The organism is Staphylococcus sp. IVB6214 (genome assembly GCF_025558585.1).
In the GTDB taxonomy this organism is placed as follows: domain Bacteria; phylum Bacillota; class Bacilli; order Staphylococcales; family Staphylococcaceae; genus Staphylococcus.
The window spans coordinates 1,007,811-1,027,929 of sequence record NZ_CP094723.1; the positions used below are offsets into that span (position 1 = coordinate 1,007,811).

A 20,119-nucleotide genomic window follows, 5' to 3' on the forward strand; every position below is an offset into this window, starting at 1 on the left:
TCTCCTTGAACTTTTGAACTGTTTTAACATTAGCACAAAATTTTCTGCATTTCAAAAATATGTTAGAAAACCTGACATGAAATCTAAAATTCAAATGCTATACGCTTTCATTCAGGTGTGAAATATTATTTGTATACACAAAAACGCCACCGTCTCAGTAAGATGATGTTCCATTATTATCAAAAGCAATGTTACAACCAGCTAAGCTATACTTTAAAAAGAGAAGGAGAGAGAAGCCTTAATAATAAACACGAAATAGTATAGGTGCTACATGTCTCGATTTTTATTTGTTATTATAAAATCCACCTTCTAACCATTTTTAAATTGATTATAAGATTTTATCCGTAACGGTATTGATTGTTTTAATCTATTAATACTACATATTTATAGTAATGTAGATAAATTTCTATGAATTTACTATAAATTAAAGCTGAATTAATAAAAAAGGTGCGTTATAATGATGCTAGAGGTTTTAGTACTCTGTAATTTTAGGTATAAGTGAAACAGACTACTTCGCAGAGTCATTAAAAATGGCGTTTTAGTACTCTGTAATTTTAGGTATAAGTGAAACATGAAATCTACGAAATAGTTCATAAACCCAGTTTTAGTACTCTGTAATTTTAGGTATGAGTGTAATGATTTTTATTCATGTGTATTGAAGCTAAGTTGTTTAATGCTTAATTTTATGTATGGAACTATTTACCATCATTAAAAATATATTCAGAATTATTAAAGAAAACATTGACGATTTGTTAATGAGTTGGTAAGGTATAAGTATAGGCGACGGCCTATACTTATACCTAAAAATTACAGAACCTACTAAAACAAGACTATATGTCGTGTTTATCCCATCTATTTTTTAGATGGGATTTTTTTCTTTCTAGAATATAGAGTTAACAATCTATTTCAGGGCAGGAAAATATTATATTTGAAAACGCATTCAACTCATTTATAATAAAGTTGTATATTGAATTAGGAGGTTATATGATGTCACAACCATACATATTAGGTCTTGATATTGGGATTGGCTCAGTAGGCTATGGATTAATCGATTTTGAGACTCAAAAAATTATAGACGCAGGTGTACGTTTATTTCCTGAAGCAAATGCAGATAACAACTTAGGGCGTCGAGCAAAACGTGGTGCTAGGCGTTTGAAGAGAAGACGTATACATCGTTTAGAGCGTATTAAAGATTTATTGTCAGAATATAAAATCATTTCAGAAGAACAACCAGTTAATAATAAGCCATATGATATAAGAGTCAAAGGTTTAACTGAAGCATTATCTAAAGATGAACTTGCAGTAGCTTTATTACATATTGCTAAACGTCGTGGAATTCATAATATTAATATTGCAATGAGTGATGATGATTCGTCTTCAGATAGTTTATCAACTAAAGATCAGCTTAATAAAAATGCCAAAGTACTTGAAAATCGATATGTATGTGAGCTTCAAAAAGAGCGTTTAGATACTGAAGGAAAAGTTCGTGGTGTGGAAAATAGATTTCATACTAAGGATATTATTCGCGAAGTCAAAAAACTTTTAGATACGCAAAAACAATTTCATTCAGAGATTGATGATGATTTTATAAATAAATATATAACACTAGTAGAAACGCGTCGTGAATATTTCGAAGGGCCAGGAAAAGGAAGTCCATATGGTTGGGATGCTGATGTAAAAAAAATGGTATCAACTTATGATGGGACGTTGTACCTATTTTCCAGAAGAATTGCGAAGTGTTAAATATGCATATACAGCTGACTTATATAATGCGCTTAATGACCTGAATAATTTAATGATTTCAAGAGATGAAAATAACAAACTAGAGTATTTTGAAAAGTATCATATTATTGAAAATGTATTTAAACAAAAGAAAAATCCATCATTAAAACAAATTGCCAAAGAAATTGGTGTAGATGAAATTGATATTTCTGGATATCGTATTACTAAGTCAGGAAAACCGCAGTTTACAAGCTTTAAATTATTTCATGACTTAAAAAATGTTGTAAAGGATCAGTCAATTTTAGAAGATATTTCTTTAATGGATCAAATAGCTGAGATTCTAACGATCTATCAAGATAAAGATTCTATTATTGAAGAACTCGGACAACTGGATCACTTACTAAGTGAAAGTGATAAGCATGCAATTGCTGAGTTTACTGGTTATACAGGTACGCATCGTTTATCACTTAAATGTATGAATATGATTATTGAGGAATTATGGCATTCTCCAATGAACCAAATGGAAATTTTTACATACTTAAATATACGTCCTAAAAAGTTTGAACTAGAAGGTTTGAAACGCATTCCAACTGATATGATTGAAGATGCGATATTATCACCAGTTGTTAAAAGATCTTTTAAACAAGCAATTGGTGTCGTTAACGCGGTTATTAAAAAGTATGGTTTACCAAAAGATATTGTTATCGAATTAGCAAGAGAGTCTAACTCAGCTGAACAACGCAAATATTTAAACGACATTCAAAAGAAGAATGAAAAAACAAGAAAACGAATTGAAGCAATTATTAAAGAATATGGGAATGAAAATGCAAAAAGGCTTGTTCAAAAAATTAGGTTACATGACGCACAAGAAGGAAAGTGTTTATATTCATTAAAAGCCATTCCTCTTGAGGATTTATTACGTAATCCTAAAAATTATGAAGTAGACCATATCATTCCAAGATCAGTGTCATTTGATGACTCAATGCATAATAAAGTGTTGGTGCGCAGTGATCAAAACGCAAAAAAGAATAATCGTACACCATATCAATATTTAACATCATCCGATGCAGATATCAGATATGCAGAATTTAAGCAACATGTGTTAAACCTTGCAAAGAATAAAGATAGGATGAGTAAGAAAAAACGAGAATATCTACTGGAAGAAAGAAATATCAATAAATACGATATTTAAAAAGAGTTTGTCAATAGAAATCTTGTAGATACACGTTACACGACAAGAGAACTGACAACGTTGTTAAAAGCTTATTTCAGTATTAATAATCTTGATGTGAAGGTGAAGACCATCAATGGTAGCTTTACTGACTTTTTACGTAAAAGATGGCGCTTTAAGAAAAATCGAAATGAAGGATATAAACATCATGCAGAAGATGCCCTTATCATCGCAAAAGCAGATTTCCTTTTTAAAGAACATAAATTATTAAAAGAACTTAAAGATGTATCGGAATTGGCTGTTGCAGAAAACACTTCAGAGGTGAAAAGTGAAGATCAGTATGAAGAAGTATTTGGTGGATACAATCAAATAGAAGATATAAAAAGTTATAATATCACTAAATTTTCACATCGTGTAGATAAAAAACCAAATCGTCAATTAATAAATGACACTATATATTCAACAAGAACAAAGAATGATGAAACATATGTGATTAATACATTGAAAAATCTATATGATAAGTCTAATGACAAAGTGAAAAAACTTTATAATAAGAATCCAGAAAACTTTTTAATGTATCATCACGATCTACAAACTTTTAAAAAACTAGCTACTATTATGGATCAATATAGTAATGAGAAAAATCCACTCGCAAAATATTATGAAGAAACAGGGCACTATTTAACAAAATATGCTAAAAAAGACAATGGTCCAGCTGTTCACAAGTTGAAATATTACGGCGATAGATTGGGTGAGCATTTAGATATAACTAAAAATTATAATTCAACTAAAAATAAAGTGGTTCAGCTTTCAAAAAGTTCTTTTAGATTTGATATCTATAAGGGCGAAAAGGGCTTTAAAATGATTAGTATTCCATATATTGATTTGGAAAATAAAAAAAATTATTATGTAATTGACCAAACATATTATAATCATCTGAAAAAAGAAAAGAAAATTTTTGAAAATGATATTTTTATTGGGAGTTTCTATACAAATGATATTATTGCAATTAATGGAGATAGATATAGAGTTATTGGTGTGAATAATAATAAAACTAACCGGATTGAAGTTGATAAAATTCATATTAGACAAACAGATTATGTTAAGAGTAACAATGTAAAAGAATCTGGACGTTTATTACTAACTATTGGTAAAAAAGTAACTAGCATTGAAAAATACCACACTGATATTTTAGGAAATATGTACAAGCAACAAAGACCAAAAACACCACAGCTTGTATTTAAAAAAGGATAAGTGCTATGGGATGGCGTGTTGTATATATTTCAGACGTTGATAAACTCTCATTGCATCTAGACAGTTTGAAAATTAAAAAAGGGGACGACGAATATAAAGTTCTCTTGAATGATACCTATAAAATTAAATGATATTAATATAATAAAATATATATTGAATGAGCAAGTTGGATAGATGGTGGCTAATCTCTTGAAAAAGGGGTGATGCCTATGGTTATAGATGTTACTCCTAGGAAGGAATAGCATGACAGATTATGAAATGCTTATGGTTGTACTAACAATTATTAGCTTAGTAATGATGAATCAAAACAACCATAAAAAATAACCATCTAATCATAAACTTTGGTAAGTAATTAGATGGTTTGAAAATAATGAAAGCCACCGTCTTTTTAACGGGCTCAGTGGGGCATGTAGACGCATGCCCTTTTTATAATGTTAAATTAACATATGAGGTTGATATAATCAACTTTAACATCCAAAAAAAGGGGCTGAGACATAGGCGCTCAATTTCCCTTCAAAAAAAAGCCGTTAAAATTCTTTTTTAAGATTTTAACGGCTTTTTTCTTATTATTTACTAAAAAACTAGCACTTATCTGGCTAGTTTTCTGATATTTACTGCCATAAGTGCGATTCCTAATTCGCATTCAACCTTTGATTGAGTGCGAACTGATAACCTTTGGAAACCCAAATTAGCCTTCAGATTTCCAAATGCTGATTCGACATCTATTTTTCGTTTTTTGTAGATGCCTTTCGTTTTTGGATCTGAAAGCTGCTTATTTGTGAATGCTTTAAAATAATCCCAAGTTGGATTTTTATATAAGCTTTTTGTTGTAGTTGGATTGGTTCTGTACTTCATACATTCATTTCGTAAAGGACACCCAACACAATCTTCACATTTATATAATTTGAAATCTCTCTGATAACCATATCCGTCTCTTCTTTTTCTATAACTTTTGAAATGCAATTCTTTGTTATTCGGACATACATAATAGTCATCTATTTCATTATATTTCCAATTAGCTGTTATGAACGGATTATTTTTATATTTTCTTTTCTTCTCTTTTAAATACATACTATATGTGATGAGTGGTGTTTTCTCGAATTCATCAAGAATCATCGTATAGTTTTGTTCGCTACCATATCCCGCATCAGCTACAATGTACTCTGGAATGTCACCGTATAATTCTTTGATTGATTTTAAAAAAGAAGGAAGTGTTCGCGTATCACCCGGATTACTATACACACCAAATGCCAAAATGAACTGATTGTTCGTCGCAATCTGCAGATTATAGCCAGGCTTTAATTGTCCATTCTTCATATGATCATCTTTCATTCTCATAAAAGTCGCATCATGATCTGTTTTAGAATAGCTTTTTCTGTCACCATAAATTTCCATCTGCTCATCATATTTTATTTTACGATCTTTAAAATCTTTGATTGCTTTTTTATATTTTCTAACTTTACTTCTTTGTTTTCTTAATGTCTTTCTCGTTTCTACACTTTGGGATGCTTCAATTTTAGAAGTGAGCGTTTCATTTTTATCATCTAAATGCATCTCAATACGATTTAATTCTTCTTTTGTTAGTTCATCAGAAGATTCTCTCTTAATTTCAGGAATGATCTTCTCTGAAATTAATTGTTTATACACCGCATTGGATTTTTCAATAACCCCTTTACTAAAATGCTTAGTGCTACCTAGCCATTGAAAAGTATATTTATTGGCATTAGCCTCTATCTTCGTTCCGTCTATATAAAGGACGTCTTCTGTAATCACTTTATCTTCTAATAATTGTGCTCTAAGACCCACAAATAGAACTTGTATAAAATCCATCATGTGTGGATTAACTCTAAAGCGATTGATTGTACGATATGAAGGGACTTGTCCTTGAGCTAACCACATCATACGACAACTATCTTTAAGTAGAAATTCCATTTTTCTACCAGAAAAGACAGACTGTGTATAGCTGTATAAAACGATTTTTAACATCATTTTAGGATGATAAGATGAAGGACCTCTATGGTTGTAATATTGATTAAAAGTTTCTTGGGGAATAGATTCTACAAGTTTATTAATAATGAGGGCAATATCACTCTCGGGAAAAGAAATTTCAGTTTCAATTGGCAGACTAAGCTGAGAAATGTTATACTCTTTATACATATAAGGCACTTCCTTTCATTGTTTTTGTGGTTATTAACAATTATACGGGAAGTGTTTTATTTTTTTAAATGATATCTATAAAAAAGGTCTAATTTAGTGTCGAAAAACACTAAATCAGACCTTTTTTGTAAAAGAGCTGGGAATTATGTCCCAGCCCCTCTTTTTTGGGGATTGCGCATCTTCTAGGATGAAGGTGCTAAGATAAGTTTCAGAAGTGATTGGCTATCTATTTTCCTAGTAGATATATGTTTCCAGTTTGATTTTTAAGTGAAAAAGTATAAACTATAATTACTTTCCTAAAGGTTTGGTGAATACTATGTCAGAAAAGATATCTCCTAAATCTGGAGAAAAAAAGCGTGTAGAAATTCATGAAAGCCGCTTTATGAAGTTTTTTGGTGGTCAGGATTTATTATATGCGCTCACAATATTTATTTTAATTGGTGTTGTTATTTTTATTTTTGATCGTGTTTCTTATGTTTTTCAACCATTTACTATCATTTTAAATACGATTGCTGCACCGATTATTATTGCACTGATTCTTTATTATTTATTTAATCCTATCATTAATATTTTAGAACGATATCATATTAAGCGAGTGTGGGGAATTACGCTGCTTTTCTTAGCAATTGTCGGTCTTATCACGCTAGCAGTCAACTTACTCATCCCAGTCGTTTCGTATCAATTCGATCGCTTAATGCATAATTTTCCAACATATATTAATAAATTAACAGGGTTTATTAATAATATGATGCACATCCCATTCGTGTCGGATTATTATAGTGATATTGTGAACTGGCTAAAAGAATTACAACAGAAGATTCCAACTTTTGCCAATGGTTTTAGTGACAAAATTAAAATCTTTGCCGAAGCTGTTGTCAACGTAACAGTTGTTATCGTTACAGTGCCATTCGTGTTGTTCTTCATGCTGAAAGATGGACACCGCTTCAAAGATTTTTCAAATCAAATCGTCCCACCAAAGTATCGAAAAGACGTACATGATTTGTTGGATAAGATGAGCGAACAAGTCGGTTCATACATTCAAGGACAAATCATCGTATCTTTCTGCATCGGAGTATTGCTTTTTATCGGTTATTCAATTATCGGTCTCGATTATGCCTTAATTCTTGCAAGTATTGCAGCAGTGACAAGTGTTGTTCCATACTTAGGACCAACAATTGCGATTTCACCAGCAATTATTATTTCAATCATTACATCACCATTCATGCTTGTAAAATTGGTTCTCGTTTGGACAGCAGTTCAGTTTATTGAAGGGCATTTCATTTCACCTAACATTATGGGTAAAACGATGCGTATTCACCCGTTAACGATCATTTTTGTCTTGCTATGTGCGGGTAACTTATTAGGTATTGTCGGTGTCATTTTAGGGATTCCAGCTTATGCCATTATTAAAGTATGGGTATCACATCTCTTTATGTTATTCAAAAGACGCTACAATAAATATTATGCAGATGATGCGGGACCGTATGAAATCATTGAAGACCAGCGCACACATCATCGTGAAGTGATTAAGGATACAAGTGCTCAAGATGAACATCAATAAGATGTCATGTGTGAATGTCTAATGATTCTCGTATCGCTAGTGTAATTGAGGGATAGAAAGGAGCCGACCATTGAGTGTCACGAAACAGCAGTTATTAAAAGGCTTAAAAGTAATTTTTGTGATTGCATTACTAAGCGTTGTTATCTTCGTATTAGTTAAAGAATTATCACATATTGATTTTAAAAGAACATTTTTATTATTTAATCAGATTAATAGTTTAGAGCTGATGTTGCTCTTCTTGTTAGGAGCGAGTTCTATTGTCTTATTGTCACTGTACGATGTGATTTTGACGATGCGCTTTAAACTAGCACTTTCAAAGTTTAAAGCATTACGTGTCGGTTATATTATCAATACTTTCAATAATATTATTGGTTTCGGTGGATTTATTGGTGCGAGTGTTCGACTGTGGTTTTATCAACAGTACACGGATAAAAAGAAGAAGCTTGTACAGTTTGTCACTTATATGTTGACATCTATGCTAACTGGTTTGAGTTTCCTATCTTTACTCGTTGTAACACACGTCTTAGATGTCAGCTTTTTGAATCAGACAACCATATGGGTAACAGTATTTCTCTATGTGATTGCGGGGTTATTACCTGTATTCATCATCGTTTCATGGGTATGGCCTATTGACAAAACAGCACGATGGCTCGGTGCAAGCTTCACGCTTATTTCAAGTGTCGAATGGTTAATGGCAACGATCGTCTTTTATTATGCACTTCATTTAGTAGGGGCATCTGTGCCGTTTTCTATCGTTTTAGGCGTATTTATCGTAGCTGCCATTTCTGGTCTGCTTTCATTCATACCTGGTGGATTTGGTGCATTCGATTTGTTGATATTACTAGGGTTTAAATACTTTGGTTTACCGGAAGAGAAGGTTGTACTAGCATTATTGTTATACCGTATTGCATACTACTTCTTTCCACTCTTCGTTGCACTCATCTTAACGGTTTTTGAATTTGGCACAGCAGCCAAAAAATTTATTAATGAGTCGAAATATATACAACCAGCGAAGGAAGTTACAGCATTTTTAATGTCTTTTCAAAAGGATGCCGCGAGCTATATTCCTTCCTTCGCTTTAAGTTTCTTAGTGCTTATTATGAGTTTTGTCACATTGATCAATAATTTCGGTATTGTATTTGATGCAACGACATCTAAACACCATCTGCTATATATTACACTGTATATTTTGAATGTCAGTGCGACGGTGATGTTATTTTTGAATATAAGTGGCATCATTATGAGAAGTAAACGTGCTATACTGTTTGCAATTGTTGCTGCACTGATTATTATCACTTCAAATGCGTATGTATATGGTTTGTCTATTACGTTAGTACTTGCAATTTTATTAGTTGCTGCACTTGTTTTTGCTTATCGCAAGTCACGTATATTGAAGCGTCCTGTGACATTGAAGTCATTACTACGTCTTGGGCTGATGACTTTTATCGTATTGTATTTCAATCAGTTTTTAGTCAGTAGCTTTATTAGTGCATTAGGTGTTGAAATTCCAAAGATAGACCTGTTTTTATTAAGATCTTCTTTCTGGTTATCATTTCTTGGAATGGTTGTGCTGATTGCTGGAATAATTAAATATTTCGAATGGCATCATCTCCGTCCGAATGCGTTTAATGACTTAACAGTCGCACAAGAAATTTTGAAAACACATGGTGGGCATTTGCTCAGTCACTTAGTTTATAGCGGTGACAAAAATGTCTTTGTAAATCAAGAAAAGAATGCGTTTCTTATGTATCGTCATACAAGAGAATCATTCATTGTGCTCGGTGACCCGGTGGGTGATCCAGATGGGTTCCATTCGCTGCTGACAACTTTTTACAATCATGCAACTTATCTAGGTGCAGATGTGATGTTCTATCAAGTATCTGAAGAACATTTACCGCTGTATCATGACTTTGGAAACCAGTTCTTCAAACTCGGAGAAGAAGCATTAATTGATGTTCAAAACTTTAGTGTGGCTGGAAAGAAAAGGCGTGGCTTTAGAGCAACGCTTAATAAGTTCGAAACGCAAGGCTATACTTTTGAAATATTAGATGCGCCACTTGATGAAGAGACATATCAGCGCTTAAGAAAAATAAGTGATAAATGGCTCGGTCAACAGTCAGAATTCTACTTTTCGGTTGGACATTTTAACAGAGCGTATGTGAATTCAGCACCTGTTGCTGTTTTACGAAATGGCAATGGACAAATCGATGCATTTGCAACATTGATGCCTGTGGATCAAAAAACAACTGTCTCTGTCGATTTGATACGTTGGGATAGAGAGATTGATTTACCATTTATGGATGGCCTATACTTACATATGATTCTGTGGGCACAGACAGAGGGCTATGCACGTTTCAATATGGGGATGGCAACGTTATCTAATGTCGGTCAAGTACCGTATGGCCATGCGAAGGAAAAGGTTGTCGGCCGTTTTTATGAACATTTTAACGGCTTGTACAGTTTTCAAGGGTTACGCCAATACAAGAGTAAGTATGGCCCTGAGTGGGAATCACGCTATCTGATCTATCATCGCTCACAAACAGTTTGGCTCTCTTTATTAAGAGTGACACGCATTATTCGAAAAAGATATAAAGTATAAAAATGGACAGCCACTTTGATGTTATGCGTCAAAGTGGCTGTCCAATTTATATTATTGGCGTGCTTGTTTGATTGCAGCACGTTGTTGCTGTTCTTGTGCGTAACGTTCTGGTTGCTTCTTGTAAAAATCTTGATGATACGCTTCTGCTTCATAAAATTCAGAGACAGGAAGGATTTTAGTCGCAATGGCTTTGTCACGATCGTAAGTATTTTTTAATTGATCAATATGTGCTTCTGCTACTTCTTTTTGGTCATCATTTGTATAGAAAATAGCTGTCCGATATTGTGAACCACGGTCTTGAAATTGACCATCTGCATCGGTAGGATCAATGACCGAAAAGAAAATTTCTAATAATTTTTGATAAGAAAATAATGCCACATCATACTCTATTTTGACCACTTCGTAATGACCTGTTTCACCGGTTTTCACTGCTTCGTATGTTGGGTTTTTAACATGTCCACCCATATAGCCAGAAGTGACTTTTTCAATGCCTTCAAATTGATCGAATGGCTTCACCATACACCAAAAACATCCGCCAGCGAAGTAAGCTGTATTTATATTCATTCAAACACCCTTCCTAGTGCATTATTTTTTATTATTTTACATGTTTTCACTTGCTTTTTAAATTGAATTTCTATACCGTTAATATGTGTTTATTATAGTACATAGCTATCTAATTTTGAAGATATAAGGTTGATCAGATAATGGAAAATAATTTTAAACGTAAAAACTCAAGCAGATCCGAGCAACATTTAAAGCGTGGAAAAAAGAGACGTATACGTAAATTACCATTTGTTATTTTAGCAGTGATTCTATTTATTGTTGTAGCGGTTATTTATTGTGTGAGCAGCTACCATAAAGGATTAGAAGTTGCAAAACAGCATAACGAAAGCCCAAAACTACATAAGTTTAATGGTGTTTCTAAAAATGACGGTAAAGCAACAGTGCTTATTTTAGGAGCAGACTTAGAGGATGGCGGTGTTTCTCGCACAGACTCTATTATGATTGCACAGTACGATTATATAAAGAAAGATATGAAGATTATTTCAATTATGCGTGATATTTATGCAGATATTCCAGGCTATAATAGTTATAAAATTAACACAGCCTATTCACTTGGTGGCGCAGAATTGATGCGCAAAACTTTGAAAGAAAACTTAGGCATTGAGCCAGAGTATTACGCAACATTGGACTTTAAGGGATTTGAAGCAATGATTGACGAATTGAGCCCGGATGGTGTGCCAATTGACGTTGAAAAAGATATGTCAGAAAAGATTGGCGTATCGTTAAAAAAAGGAAAGCATAACTTAAACGGTAAAGAGTTGTTAGGATATGCAAGATTCCGAAATGATGAAGAAGGAGACTTCGGTCGTGTTCGTCGACAGCAACAAGTGATGGCAGCATTGAAACAGCAGTTAACAGAACCGTCTTCCATCATAAAAGCACCAAAAATTGCGGGTATTATGCGTGGGTATGTAAGTACGAATATGCCTGATTCAGCCATTTATCAGACAGGGGTGAGCTTTATCATTCGTGGAGATAAAAATATCAAAACATTGAGCGTTCCTGTTGAAGGAAGCTATGAAAATATTACAACTAATGATGGTGGTGCGGCATTAGGCATTGATAAAAAAGAAAATAAAAAACGTATTCAGAAGTTTTTAAACGAAGAATAAGCGAACGGATACGAAAAAAGTAGTGAAGCAAATCTACATTTGTAGACAGCTTCACTACTTTTTTTATGAATTTGAGACATCATCACTTGGTATTTCATGAAATTGATAAGCGATGTCCGAGAGTCTCTATTGATCTGCTTTACGTGTACCGCCTAAACCATAATGTGTAGGTTTCATTTCTTCAATAACGACTGAGATAGCATCACGTTTGGCATTTGTTGTTTTTTCGACAGCATCTGTTACTTCAGTAACTAAGTTTTTAAGTTGTTCATCTGTACGACCTTCTAATAATTTGACTGTTACAATTGGCATATGAGTAGCTCCTCTCTGTATAAAATCACTTATATTATAGCATTTTTAGTTAATGGTTGCGGAGAATTATGAAAAACTCGTATGATAGTAGGGAGATCATAGAAAAAATATGGAGGGTTTTACAATGGGCTTCGATAACATCTTGACATCACTAGGTATAGAAGGCATGAAAGTATTGATTCATCTGGATCAACAGTCGTATTCAGTTGATGAGAAAATCACAGGATACATTAAACTAAAAGCAGGTATGAGTGATCAAAATGTGACACATATCGAATTAAAATTGCTAGAAAAGTATGAGAATGATGATGAAACAAGTGAATTCACTTACTTAACAAATGAACTTGATCGCTTTGTCATTGATGAATCATTCACAATTGATGTTAAAGAGCAGAAAAAAATACCATTTACGCTGACACCAGAGTCATTAAACTTTAGATCAAATACAAGTAAAGTATTTTTAAATACACATGTTTATATTGATTTAGGTATTGATGAAGAGGTAGAAGCGGAAGTACCGTATCAGCGATAAAATTACTTTGAATACAGATGACTGAATGGATGTACGATATATTTTCAGTCATCTGTTTCTTTTTGTGAACGAGCGAGAAATTCTACTTGATAACAGAACGTATGTTCGGTATATTGGAAGTAGAATAATTGAAATAGGTGATACAAATGTATGATTATCATTTGTTAGAGGATCGAGATATATTGTGCATTGATCAAAAGAGTTTTTTTGCTAGTGTATCGTGCATAGATAAAGGGCTGAATCCAATGACGACGAAATTAGCAGTTGTTGCAGATACGAAGCGACAGGGATCTGTCGTTCTTGCAGCAACACCCCCTTTGAAAGCTTTAGGAATCAAAACAGGGTCACGTCTATTTGAAATTCCACAGAGACGTGATATTTATATTATTAATCCGAGTATGCGTCGTTATTTAGACATATCATTGAAAATTTCTAAAATTGCATTGAAATATGTCCCGGCAGAGGATTTGCATCAATATAGTATTGACGAGTTTTTTATGGATGTAACAAAAAGCTATCATCTTTTTGCGCCGGATCTTCAAGCATTTTGTCAGCGTTTAATTGCCGAAATTTATCAAGAGACAGGTGTGCATTGTGCAGTTGGTATCGGGTCGAATATGTTGTTGAGCAAGGTTGCTTTAGACAATGAAGCGAAGTCGAACCCAACTTTTATCGCAGAGTGGCGCTATGAAGATGTGCCTAAAAAACTATGGCCGATTGCACCTTTGCAAAATTTTTGGGGGATTAGCAATCGTACAGCCAAAAAATTAAATCGCCGCGGCATTTTTAATATTGGTCAGTTAGCGATGTATCCACATGCAAACTTAAAACGTGAATTTGGTATTATCGGTACGGAACTCCACCTGCATGCTCATGGAATTGATGAGAGTAGAGTCAGTGAACGATATATCACACGAATGCCTTCAATATGTAAAAGTCAAATTTTAATGCGTGATTATCAATATTCTGAAGCAATGGTGGTGATGCAAGAATTAGTAGAAGATGTGATGAGTCGTTTAAGAGTCAAAGGTTTACTAGCCAAAACGATTCACTTTTCTCTTGGTTATAGCGCAGGAGATGGTATATCTAAACAATATACCATGAAGGAAGGGACGAATCTCGAACGTGTTGTGATGAAAGACATTAAATATTTAGCTGATAAGTTCTGTGACAAATCTGAATGGTATCGCACTTTGAGTGTGTCGGCGTCACATTTCATTCCTGAACAAGTGCAACAATTGAATCTTTTTGTCGATCCACTACAACAAGAGCGTGAAATACGCTTAGCCAAGACGATTGACGCCCTTCATCAAAAATATGGGAAAGGCATCGTCTCTAAAGCTATCTCCTATACGTCTGCTGCAACAAAACATGGCAGATTGGGATTGATGGCCGGTCATAAAATGTAGCAGTGAAGATGAGAGAATAAATGTGACTCTAGAAAACTGATAAAGGATGTTGCAAGTCCTAAATACTGTTGTCACACGCACATGCTCATTCTATTTAATACGTATATTATTCGATATATGTTTCATAGTCATTAAGGACCATACGCCCTTGCTCACGATCATCGGAGCTTTTAAAGCTAATGCGTAAAGCACCATATATATCTTCACGTAATTCCAAAATTCTCAAGTTGCTAATAGAAATATTATGTGAACTTAATAAGTGTGTGATTTTTGAAATTGTTCCTGCTTCATCCGGAATGTCGACATAAAGGTCATAAGTACTTCTCAGTGCGCCTTTGCTTTGAATAGGCAATGCATCTCGATAAGTCTTACTCTCAGCAAAAAACTGATACAGCTTTGATGCGTCTTCCTCTTCTAAAATATGAATGACATCATTTATTTGAGATTGAAACTGCTTCATAATGGTCAAAATATGTGATTTGTTTTCCAAAGATATATCTCTCCACATCTCGGGACTACTGCTTGCGATACGTGTAATATCTCGGAAACCACCCGCAGCCAATTCTTGAACAAGTGGGGAGTGAGGAGCGTAATGTGCATTTAAAGAAACAAGACTAGAAGCGATCAGATGTGGCGTATGGCTCACAACACCCGTGACATAATCGTGTTCTTCGGCAGTCATCTCGATTAACTTTGCATGCGTCGGTTCTAATAATTGTGTCATACGTTGATGTGCTGCGTCGTTTTCTTGTAAATCATGGACGAGTACATAATAAGCATTTTCAAACAGATGTTTTTTGGCATTTAAGACACCTGTTTTATGGCTGCCCGCCATAGGGTGACCGCCAATCAAATGAATATCATGCTGTAATAATCGCTGTTCATGCGCTTGAATTGTTGACTTTGTACTGCCTGTGTCTGTCACAATAAGACCGGGTTTTGTTTGAATTGTCGGTAGTAACTCTAAAAATTTCACTGTTGTTTGAACAGGTGTTGCAAAAACCATAATATCTGCTTGCTTTGCACCTTCTTCAAAAGAAGCAATGGGTCTATCGATAATTCCGATAGATAAAGCGCGTTCTAGTTGTTTTGGATCAGCATCGTATGCAGACACGACCATTTCAGGATGTGCAGCTTTAATATTACTTGCTAAGCTACCGCCAATCAGGCCGAGACCTATAAAAAAGACATCTGTCATGAAGTCACCTCGTGTAATAAAGTTAATTTTCAGACATTTTAACATTTTAAAGTGCTATCATGCAATGACTCTTGATGGAAAATGAGAAAAAAAGAATGTAAGGGCTATCAAAAATTAAAAATAATTTTTGACCATGAGAATGGCTAAATTATCTGTGATACGTTAAAATATACCATGGTTTCGTCTTAGAAAATAAACAACTTATTTAAAGAAAAATGGTATGATAAAGATGAAAGATATTGTTTTTCTATTTTGAAGAGAAAAAGGACTTCAATGATGTATATTGTCAAACTTTGTCTTTCCATGACACGTAAATGAATGCGATTCGAATGATTAGGGAAAAGTTCGATGCATATTAAAAACAGCAAAATAAAATAAGCGGTAGTTATTTAACGGAATAATATAGAGAAATTAGGAGTTTTTATATGAAGTTTACAAATTTAACAACAGCAGAATTTGAACAATTTGCGAATGAAATGCCTTATAGTCACTTTACACAGATGGCGGGTAACTATGAATTAAAAGTTGCAGAAGGCGTTGAAACACACCTTGTCGGCGTAAAAGATAAGAATAACCAAGTGTTAGCAGCTTGTTTATTAACTGCAGTACCTGTAATGAAATTTTTCAAGTATTTTTATACAAATAGAGGACCTGTGATTGACTTTGAAAATCAAGAATTAGTCCATTTCTTTTTTAATGAATTGTCAAAGTATGTTAAAACACAAAAAGCATTATATTTACGTATTGACCCTTACTTACCAATGTATAAAAGAGATCATGATGGTAACATACTTGAAGATTATCAAAGAGAGTGGCTCTTTGATAAGTTTGCCGCACTCGGTTATGAACATGAAGGGTTCACGACAGGTTTCAGTACAACACGTCAAATCCGTTTCCATTCTATTTTGGATTTAAAAGATAAAACGGCGAAAGATGTACTGAATAACATGGACAGTTTGCGGAAGAGAAATACAAAAAAAGTTCAAAAAAATGGTGTGAAAGTTAGATTTTTGAATGAAGATGAACTACCAATTTTTAGATCATTCATGGAACAAACATCTGAAACAAAAGATTTTGTAGATCGTGAAGATGCGTTTTACTATCATCGTATGAAGCACTACAAAGATCGCGTGTTAGTCCCACTCGCTTATATTAATTTTGAAGAATACATTGCTGAACTAGAAGTTGAAGAGAAGCAACTGCAAAAAGAGATTAATAAAGCGGAAAAAGATATTGCGAAACGACCAGAAAATCAAAAAGCAGTGAATAAAAAACAAAATTTAGAAAAACAATTGGAAGCAAACCAAGCTAAAATTACGGAAGCACGCGATTTACAACAAAAACATGGCAATGAATTGCCGATTTCTGCTGGCTTCTTTATTATCAATCCGTTTGAAGTGGTTTACTATGCAGGTGGCACAGCGAATGAATTCCGTCACTTTGCCGGTAGTTATGCAATTCAATGGGAAATGATTAATTATGCACTCGATCATCAAATTGACCGATATAATTTTTATGGTATTAGTGGTGATTTTACAGAAAATGCAGAAGATGCAGGTGTAATAAAGTTTAAAAAAGGATTTAATGCGGATGTCATAGAGTATGTTGGTGACTTTATAAAACCAATCAATAAACCAGCTTATGCTTTATATACAACGTTGAAAAAAGTCCAAAAGAAGTTATCGTAGAGAGAAGGGAACTATCGTATGAAATTCACAGAACTAACGGTTGAGGAATTTGATCAATTTGTTCAAGACCCGACTTTAGAAAGTCATTATTTTCAGGTGAAGGAAAATATTGATGTGCGTGAGGCGGATGACTTTAAAGTTGTTTTATTAGGTGTTAAAGATGAAAATAATCAAGTGATTGCAGCAAGTTTATTTTCAAAAATACTAACAATGGGAAGTTATGTATATTATTCAAATAGAGGACCAGTCATGGATTATAGTGACTTGGGTCTTGTAGATTTTTACTTAAAATCATTAGATGAATATTTAGCGAAAAATAAATGTTTATACGTGAAATTAGATCCATACTGGATGTATCAAATTTACGACAAAGACATTAATAAATTAGGGTCTTCAGAAGCAGGAGAGCGATTGATACAATTGCTTAAATCACATGGCTATAAGCATCATGGATTTACAACAAAATATGATACATCAAGTCAAGTTAGATGGATGGGCGTTTTAGACTTGAAAGAACAGACACCAGCAACTATCAAAAAGAACTTTGATAGTCAACGTAAACGTAATGTAAACAAAGCAATCAACTTTGGCGTGAAAATACGCTACTTGACAGCGGATGACTATGATCAATTTTTAGAATTATATCGAGAAACAGAAGCACGTGCTGGGTTTGTTTCCAAGACGGATGAATATATGAAAAACTTTTTCCATAACTATGGTGACAAAGCTATTGTACCGATGGCATATATTGACTTAGACGAATATATTACATCTTTACAAGAAGGACTCAATGATAAAGAAACAAAACGTGACCAGATGATGGCTAGAGAGCAAAAAAGTGATAAGCAATTGAAAAAAATTGCAGAACTTGATAAACAAATTGCGCACGATCAACAAGAAATGTTAAAAGCGAGCGAATTGAGAAAAACCGATGGCACAGTACTAAACCTTGCATCAGGACTCTTTTTCGCAAATGCTTATGAAATTAACTATTTCTCTGGTGGATCAAGTGAGAAATATAACCAGTTTATGGGACCATATGCGATGCATTGGCATATGATTAACTACTGCTTAGAGCATGGCTATGAACGTTATAATTTTTATGGACTATCAGGTGACTTCACAGAGAATGGTGAAGATTACGGTGTTTATCGTTTTAAACGTGGTTTCAATGTACAAATTGAAGAGTTAATAGGTGACTTCTACAAGCCAATTAATAAACCTAAATATATGCTATTCGAATTGATGAACAAGCTGAGAGCGAAAATTAAAAAATAATACAAAAAATGAACCGATTATTATAATCACGGCTGGAAACCTTTAGATTATAATAATCGGCTTTTTGCACAGTTGGAGATGATGACTCAATCATACCTCCATGTGTAGTGAAAGACACATCGTCGTTATACCAACCATGATGCAAGTAGGGATTTCTGCATTTATTAATTTAAGTCATCAAGAGAACACAGTTCGGTATGAGTAACACTGTGGATTGAACGATGTTTTGATGACTTTTTGCAATCGTGAAGAAATGATTGCTTAGGAGAAGAAGAATGCATTACTCACAGAAGGAATATAAGTGTGATAGAACGGTGTGTTTCACTACAATGACATCTTAGCAAAACTTTTCTTCAAGAACAATCACTTTTGAATAGTAAAAATACACTAAAAAAATCGTTGAGAAGTGACTAAAATGCAAAAATAAAAACTTATAAATATTAATAAATCTAAATGTTTGAGGAAACAATTATTGAGTATAACTATGTTATGTAAACTTACAGCTAAATACGAGTTATCAGATAAGGATATATAGGATTCTAATAGAACGTAAATGTATGAGAGAATATTTTATTGTCTATTAACAAATTAAACATGAATGACTAGCTAATTGATTGAAATTAAAGCGACAGTCATTAATTGCAAATAATTACTGGTGGCTTTAGTGCTATTAAGTGTAAAACTTTGTATCAATTTTTTAGTGGTATGTGTCGATATTTTAATGGAATCTAATTAATGGTTGCAAAACTTATGTAAAAGTTAATTCACAACTTAGGTCTGAGACATATAAATTCGCATTCTATGAAATCAATTGTCATTGTTCCAGAAGTAGAAATTCATGATTCGATAAAATCAAAAATCGGTTTTACACATCGCTAAATACTAAACGCTTCATTCACAATATAGTTTATGATAATTGAACTGATTAAATCACCAATCACTAACTAGAAAACACAACTCATAAATCCATTGATAATAACTAATGCTATATGAATTAAATTAACGGTGTATTGCTTATATAAATAGAAATCGTTTTATTAGTTTACATAATATATATTATAGGAAGTTGTATAGTGATATAGATTTTAGATGACATCATGTGTTTCTTGCCTACTTTCACGACAATGATTTTATCAACAAAATGCCACTCAATATTCGCGTTATTGAGTGGCATTTTTGTTATTTATAAGTTACTTAGGTTCATGTTGTTTTTCAAATCGTGCAAGTTCTTTTTCGTATTTCTTTTGTTGACGACGTTTGCGCATATCACGTGTTAAATACCATACAATTAAACTGATCATTAAGCTTAAGATTCCGACGAATGCTGCGTAACCTAATAATGGTTCATACGTGATTGGGTAAAAATTCGGCAAAATAAATGATAAGACACCTAATACAACAAACATAATAATGGCGCTTACAAACCATTTATTTAATACAAGTGTACAAAATAGTGTGATGACAAGCATTGCAACAAGTGTCATCCACAAATAATTGGGCATTTCTAAAATACTCATTTCTTATAACGCTCCTTAATCCATTAGTTATATCAATTCATTATA

At 33.4% G+C, this 20,119-nt stretch carries 12 protein-coding genes and 1 pseudogene; 8 read left to right on the forward strand and 5 right to left on the reverse strand.

Annotated features, from left to right (window positions below; genetic code table 11):
• Nucleotides 1-987: 987 nt before the first annotated feature.
• Nucleotides 988-4,147, forward strand: a pseudogene (cas9, locus tag MUA51_RS10820) (type II CRISPR RNA-guided endonuclease Cas9).
• A 588-nt stretch (nt 4,148-4,735) separates the two neighbouring features.
• On the opposite strand, the gene MUA51_RS04890 reads toward cas9, so the two are convergent.
• Nucleotides 4,736-6,304: an IS1182 family transposase gene (locus tag MUA51_RS04890; RefSeq protein WP_262558959.1), complete on the reverse strand. Its 1,569-nt coding sequence runs from the start codon at nt 6,302-6,304 to the stop codon at nt 4,736-4,738.
• A gap of 316 nt (nt 6,305-6,620) precedes the next feature.
• Here MUA51_RS04890 and MUA51_RS04895 point away from each other — a divergent pair, with 316 nt between their 5' ends.
• Nucleotides 6,621-7,865 (forward strand): AI-2E family transporter, encoded by a 1,245-nt coding sequence (locus tag MUA51_RS04895; protein WP_262560756.1) that lies wholly within the window; start codon nt 6,621-6,623, stop codon nt 7,863-7,865.
• Nucleotides 7,866-7,935: 70 nt separating this feature from the next.
• Nucleotides 7,936-10,464 (forward strand): bifunctional lysylphosphatidylglycerol flippase/synthetase MprF, encoded by a 2,529-nt coding sequence (gene mprF / locus MUA51_RS04900; protein WP_262560757.1) that lies wholly within the window; start codon nt 7,936-7,938, stop codon nt 10,462-10,464.
• 51 nt (nt 10,465-10,515) lie between these two features.
• Here the strand turns inward: mprF and msrA are convergent, their stop codons facing one another.
• Complete coding sequence (gene msrA, locus MUA51_RS04905; protein ID WP_262560758.1) at nt 10,516-11,028, reverse strand: peptide-methionine (S)-S-oxide reductase MsrA; 513 nt, start codon at nt 11,026-11,028, stop codon at nt 10,516-10,518.
• A 137-nt stretch (nt 11,029-11,165) separates the two neighbouring features.
• On the opposite strand from msrA, the gene MUA51_RS04910 reads away from it, so the two are divergent.
• Nucleotides 11,166-12,140 carry an LCP family protein gene (locus MUA51_RS04910; protein ID WP_481906620.1) on the forward strand — a complete coding sequence of 325 codons (975 nt, stop codon included), beginning with the start codon at nt 11,166-11,168 and terminating at the stop codon, nt 12,138-12,140.
• 126 nt (nt 12,141-12,266) lie between these two features.
• Here MUA51_RS04910 and MUA51_RS04915 read toward each other — a convergent pair whose 3' ends face one another.
• Nucleotides 12,267-12,452, reverse strand: coding sequence for a 2-hydroxymuconate tautomerase (locus MUA51_RS04915; RefSeq protein WP_095117072.1), 186 nt, complete (start codon nt 12,450-12,452; stop codon nt 12,267-12,269).
• 124 nt (nt 12,453-12,576) lie between these two features.
• On the opposite strand from MUA51_RS04915, the gene MUA51_RS04920 reads away from it, so the two are divergent.
• Both MUA51_RS04920 and MUA51_RS04925 read left to right on the forward strand, forming a co-directional pair.
• Nucleotides 12,577-12,984, forward strand: coding sequence for a sporulation protein (locus tag MUA51_RS04920; RefSeq protein ID WP_262560760.1), 408 nt, complete (start codon nt 12,577-12,579; stop codon nt 12,982-12,984).
• Between the two features lie 146 nt (nt 12,985-13,130).
• Nucleotides 13,131-14,393, forward strand: a complete 1,263-nt coding sequence (locus tag MUA51_RS04925; protein ID WP_262560761.1) for a Y-family DNA polymerase — start codon at nt 13,131-13,133, stop codon at nt 14,391-14,393.
• A 106-nt stretch (nt 14,394-14,499) separates the two neighbouring features.
• On the opposite strand, the gene MUA51_RS04930 is transcribed toward MUA51_RS04925, so the two are convergent.
• Complete coding sequence (locus tag MUA51_RS04930) at nt 14,500-15,591, reverse strand: prephenate dehydrogenase (protein ID WP_262560762.1); 1,092 nt, start codon at nt 15,589-15,591, stop codon at nt 14,500-14,502.
• A 425-nt stretch (nt 15,592-16,016) separates the two neighbouring features.
• On the opposite strand from MUA51_RS04930, the gene MUA51_RS04935 reads away from it, so the two are divergent.
• Together MUA51_RS04935 and MUA51_RS04940 are read left to right on the forward strand one after the other, a co-directional pair.
• A complete protein-coding gene (locus MUA51_RS04935; RefSeq protein WP_262560763.1) occupies nt 16,017-17,279 on the forward strand; it encodes an aminoacyltransferase in 1,263 nt (420 codons plus the stop codon).
• Nucleotides 17,280-17,297: 18 nt separating this feature from the next.
• Complete coding sequence (locus MUA51_RS04940; RefSeq protein ID WP_262560764.1) at nt 17,298-18,557, forward strand: aminoacyltransferase; 1,260 nt, start codon at nt 17,298-17,300, stop codon at nt 18,555-18,557.
• A 1,190-nt stretch (nt 18,558-19,747) separates the two neighbouring features.
• Here MUA51_RS04940 and MUA51_RS04945 read toward each other — a convergent pair.
• Entirely contained in the window at nt 19,748-20,074 is a 327-nt protein-coding gene (locus MUA51_RS04945; protein WP_262560765.1) for a hypothetical protein, read from the reverse strand.
• Nucleotides 20,075-20,119 lie beyond the last annotated feature (45 nt).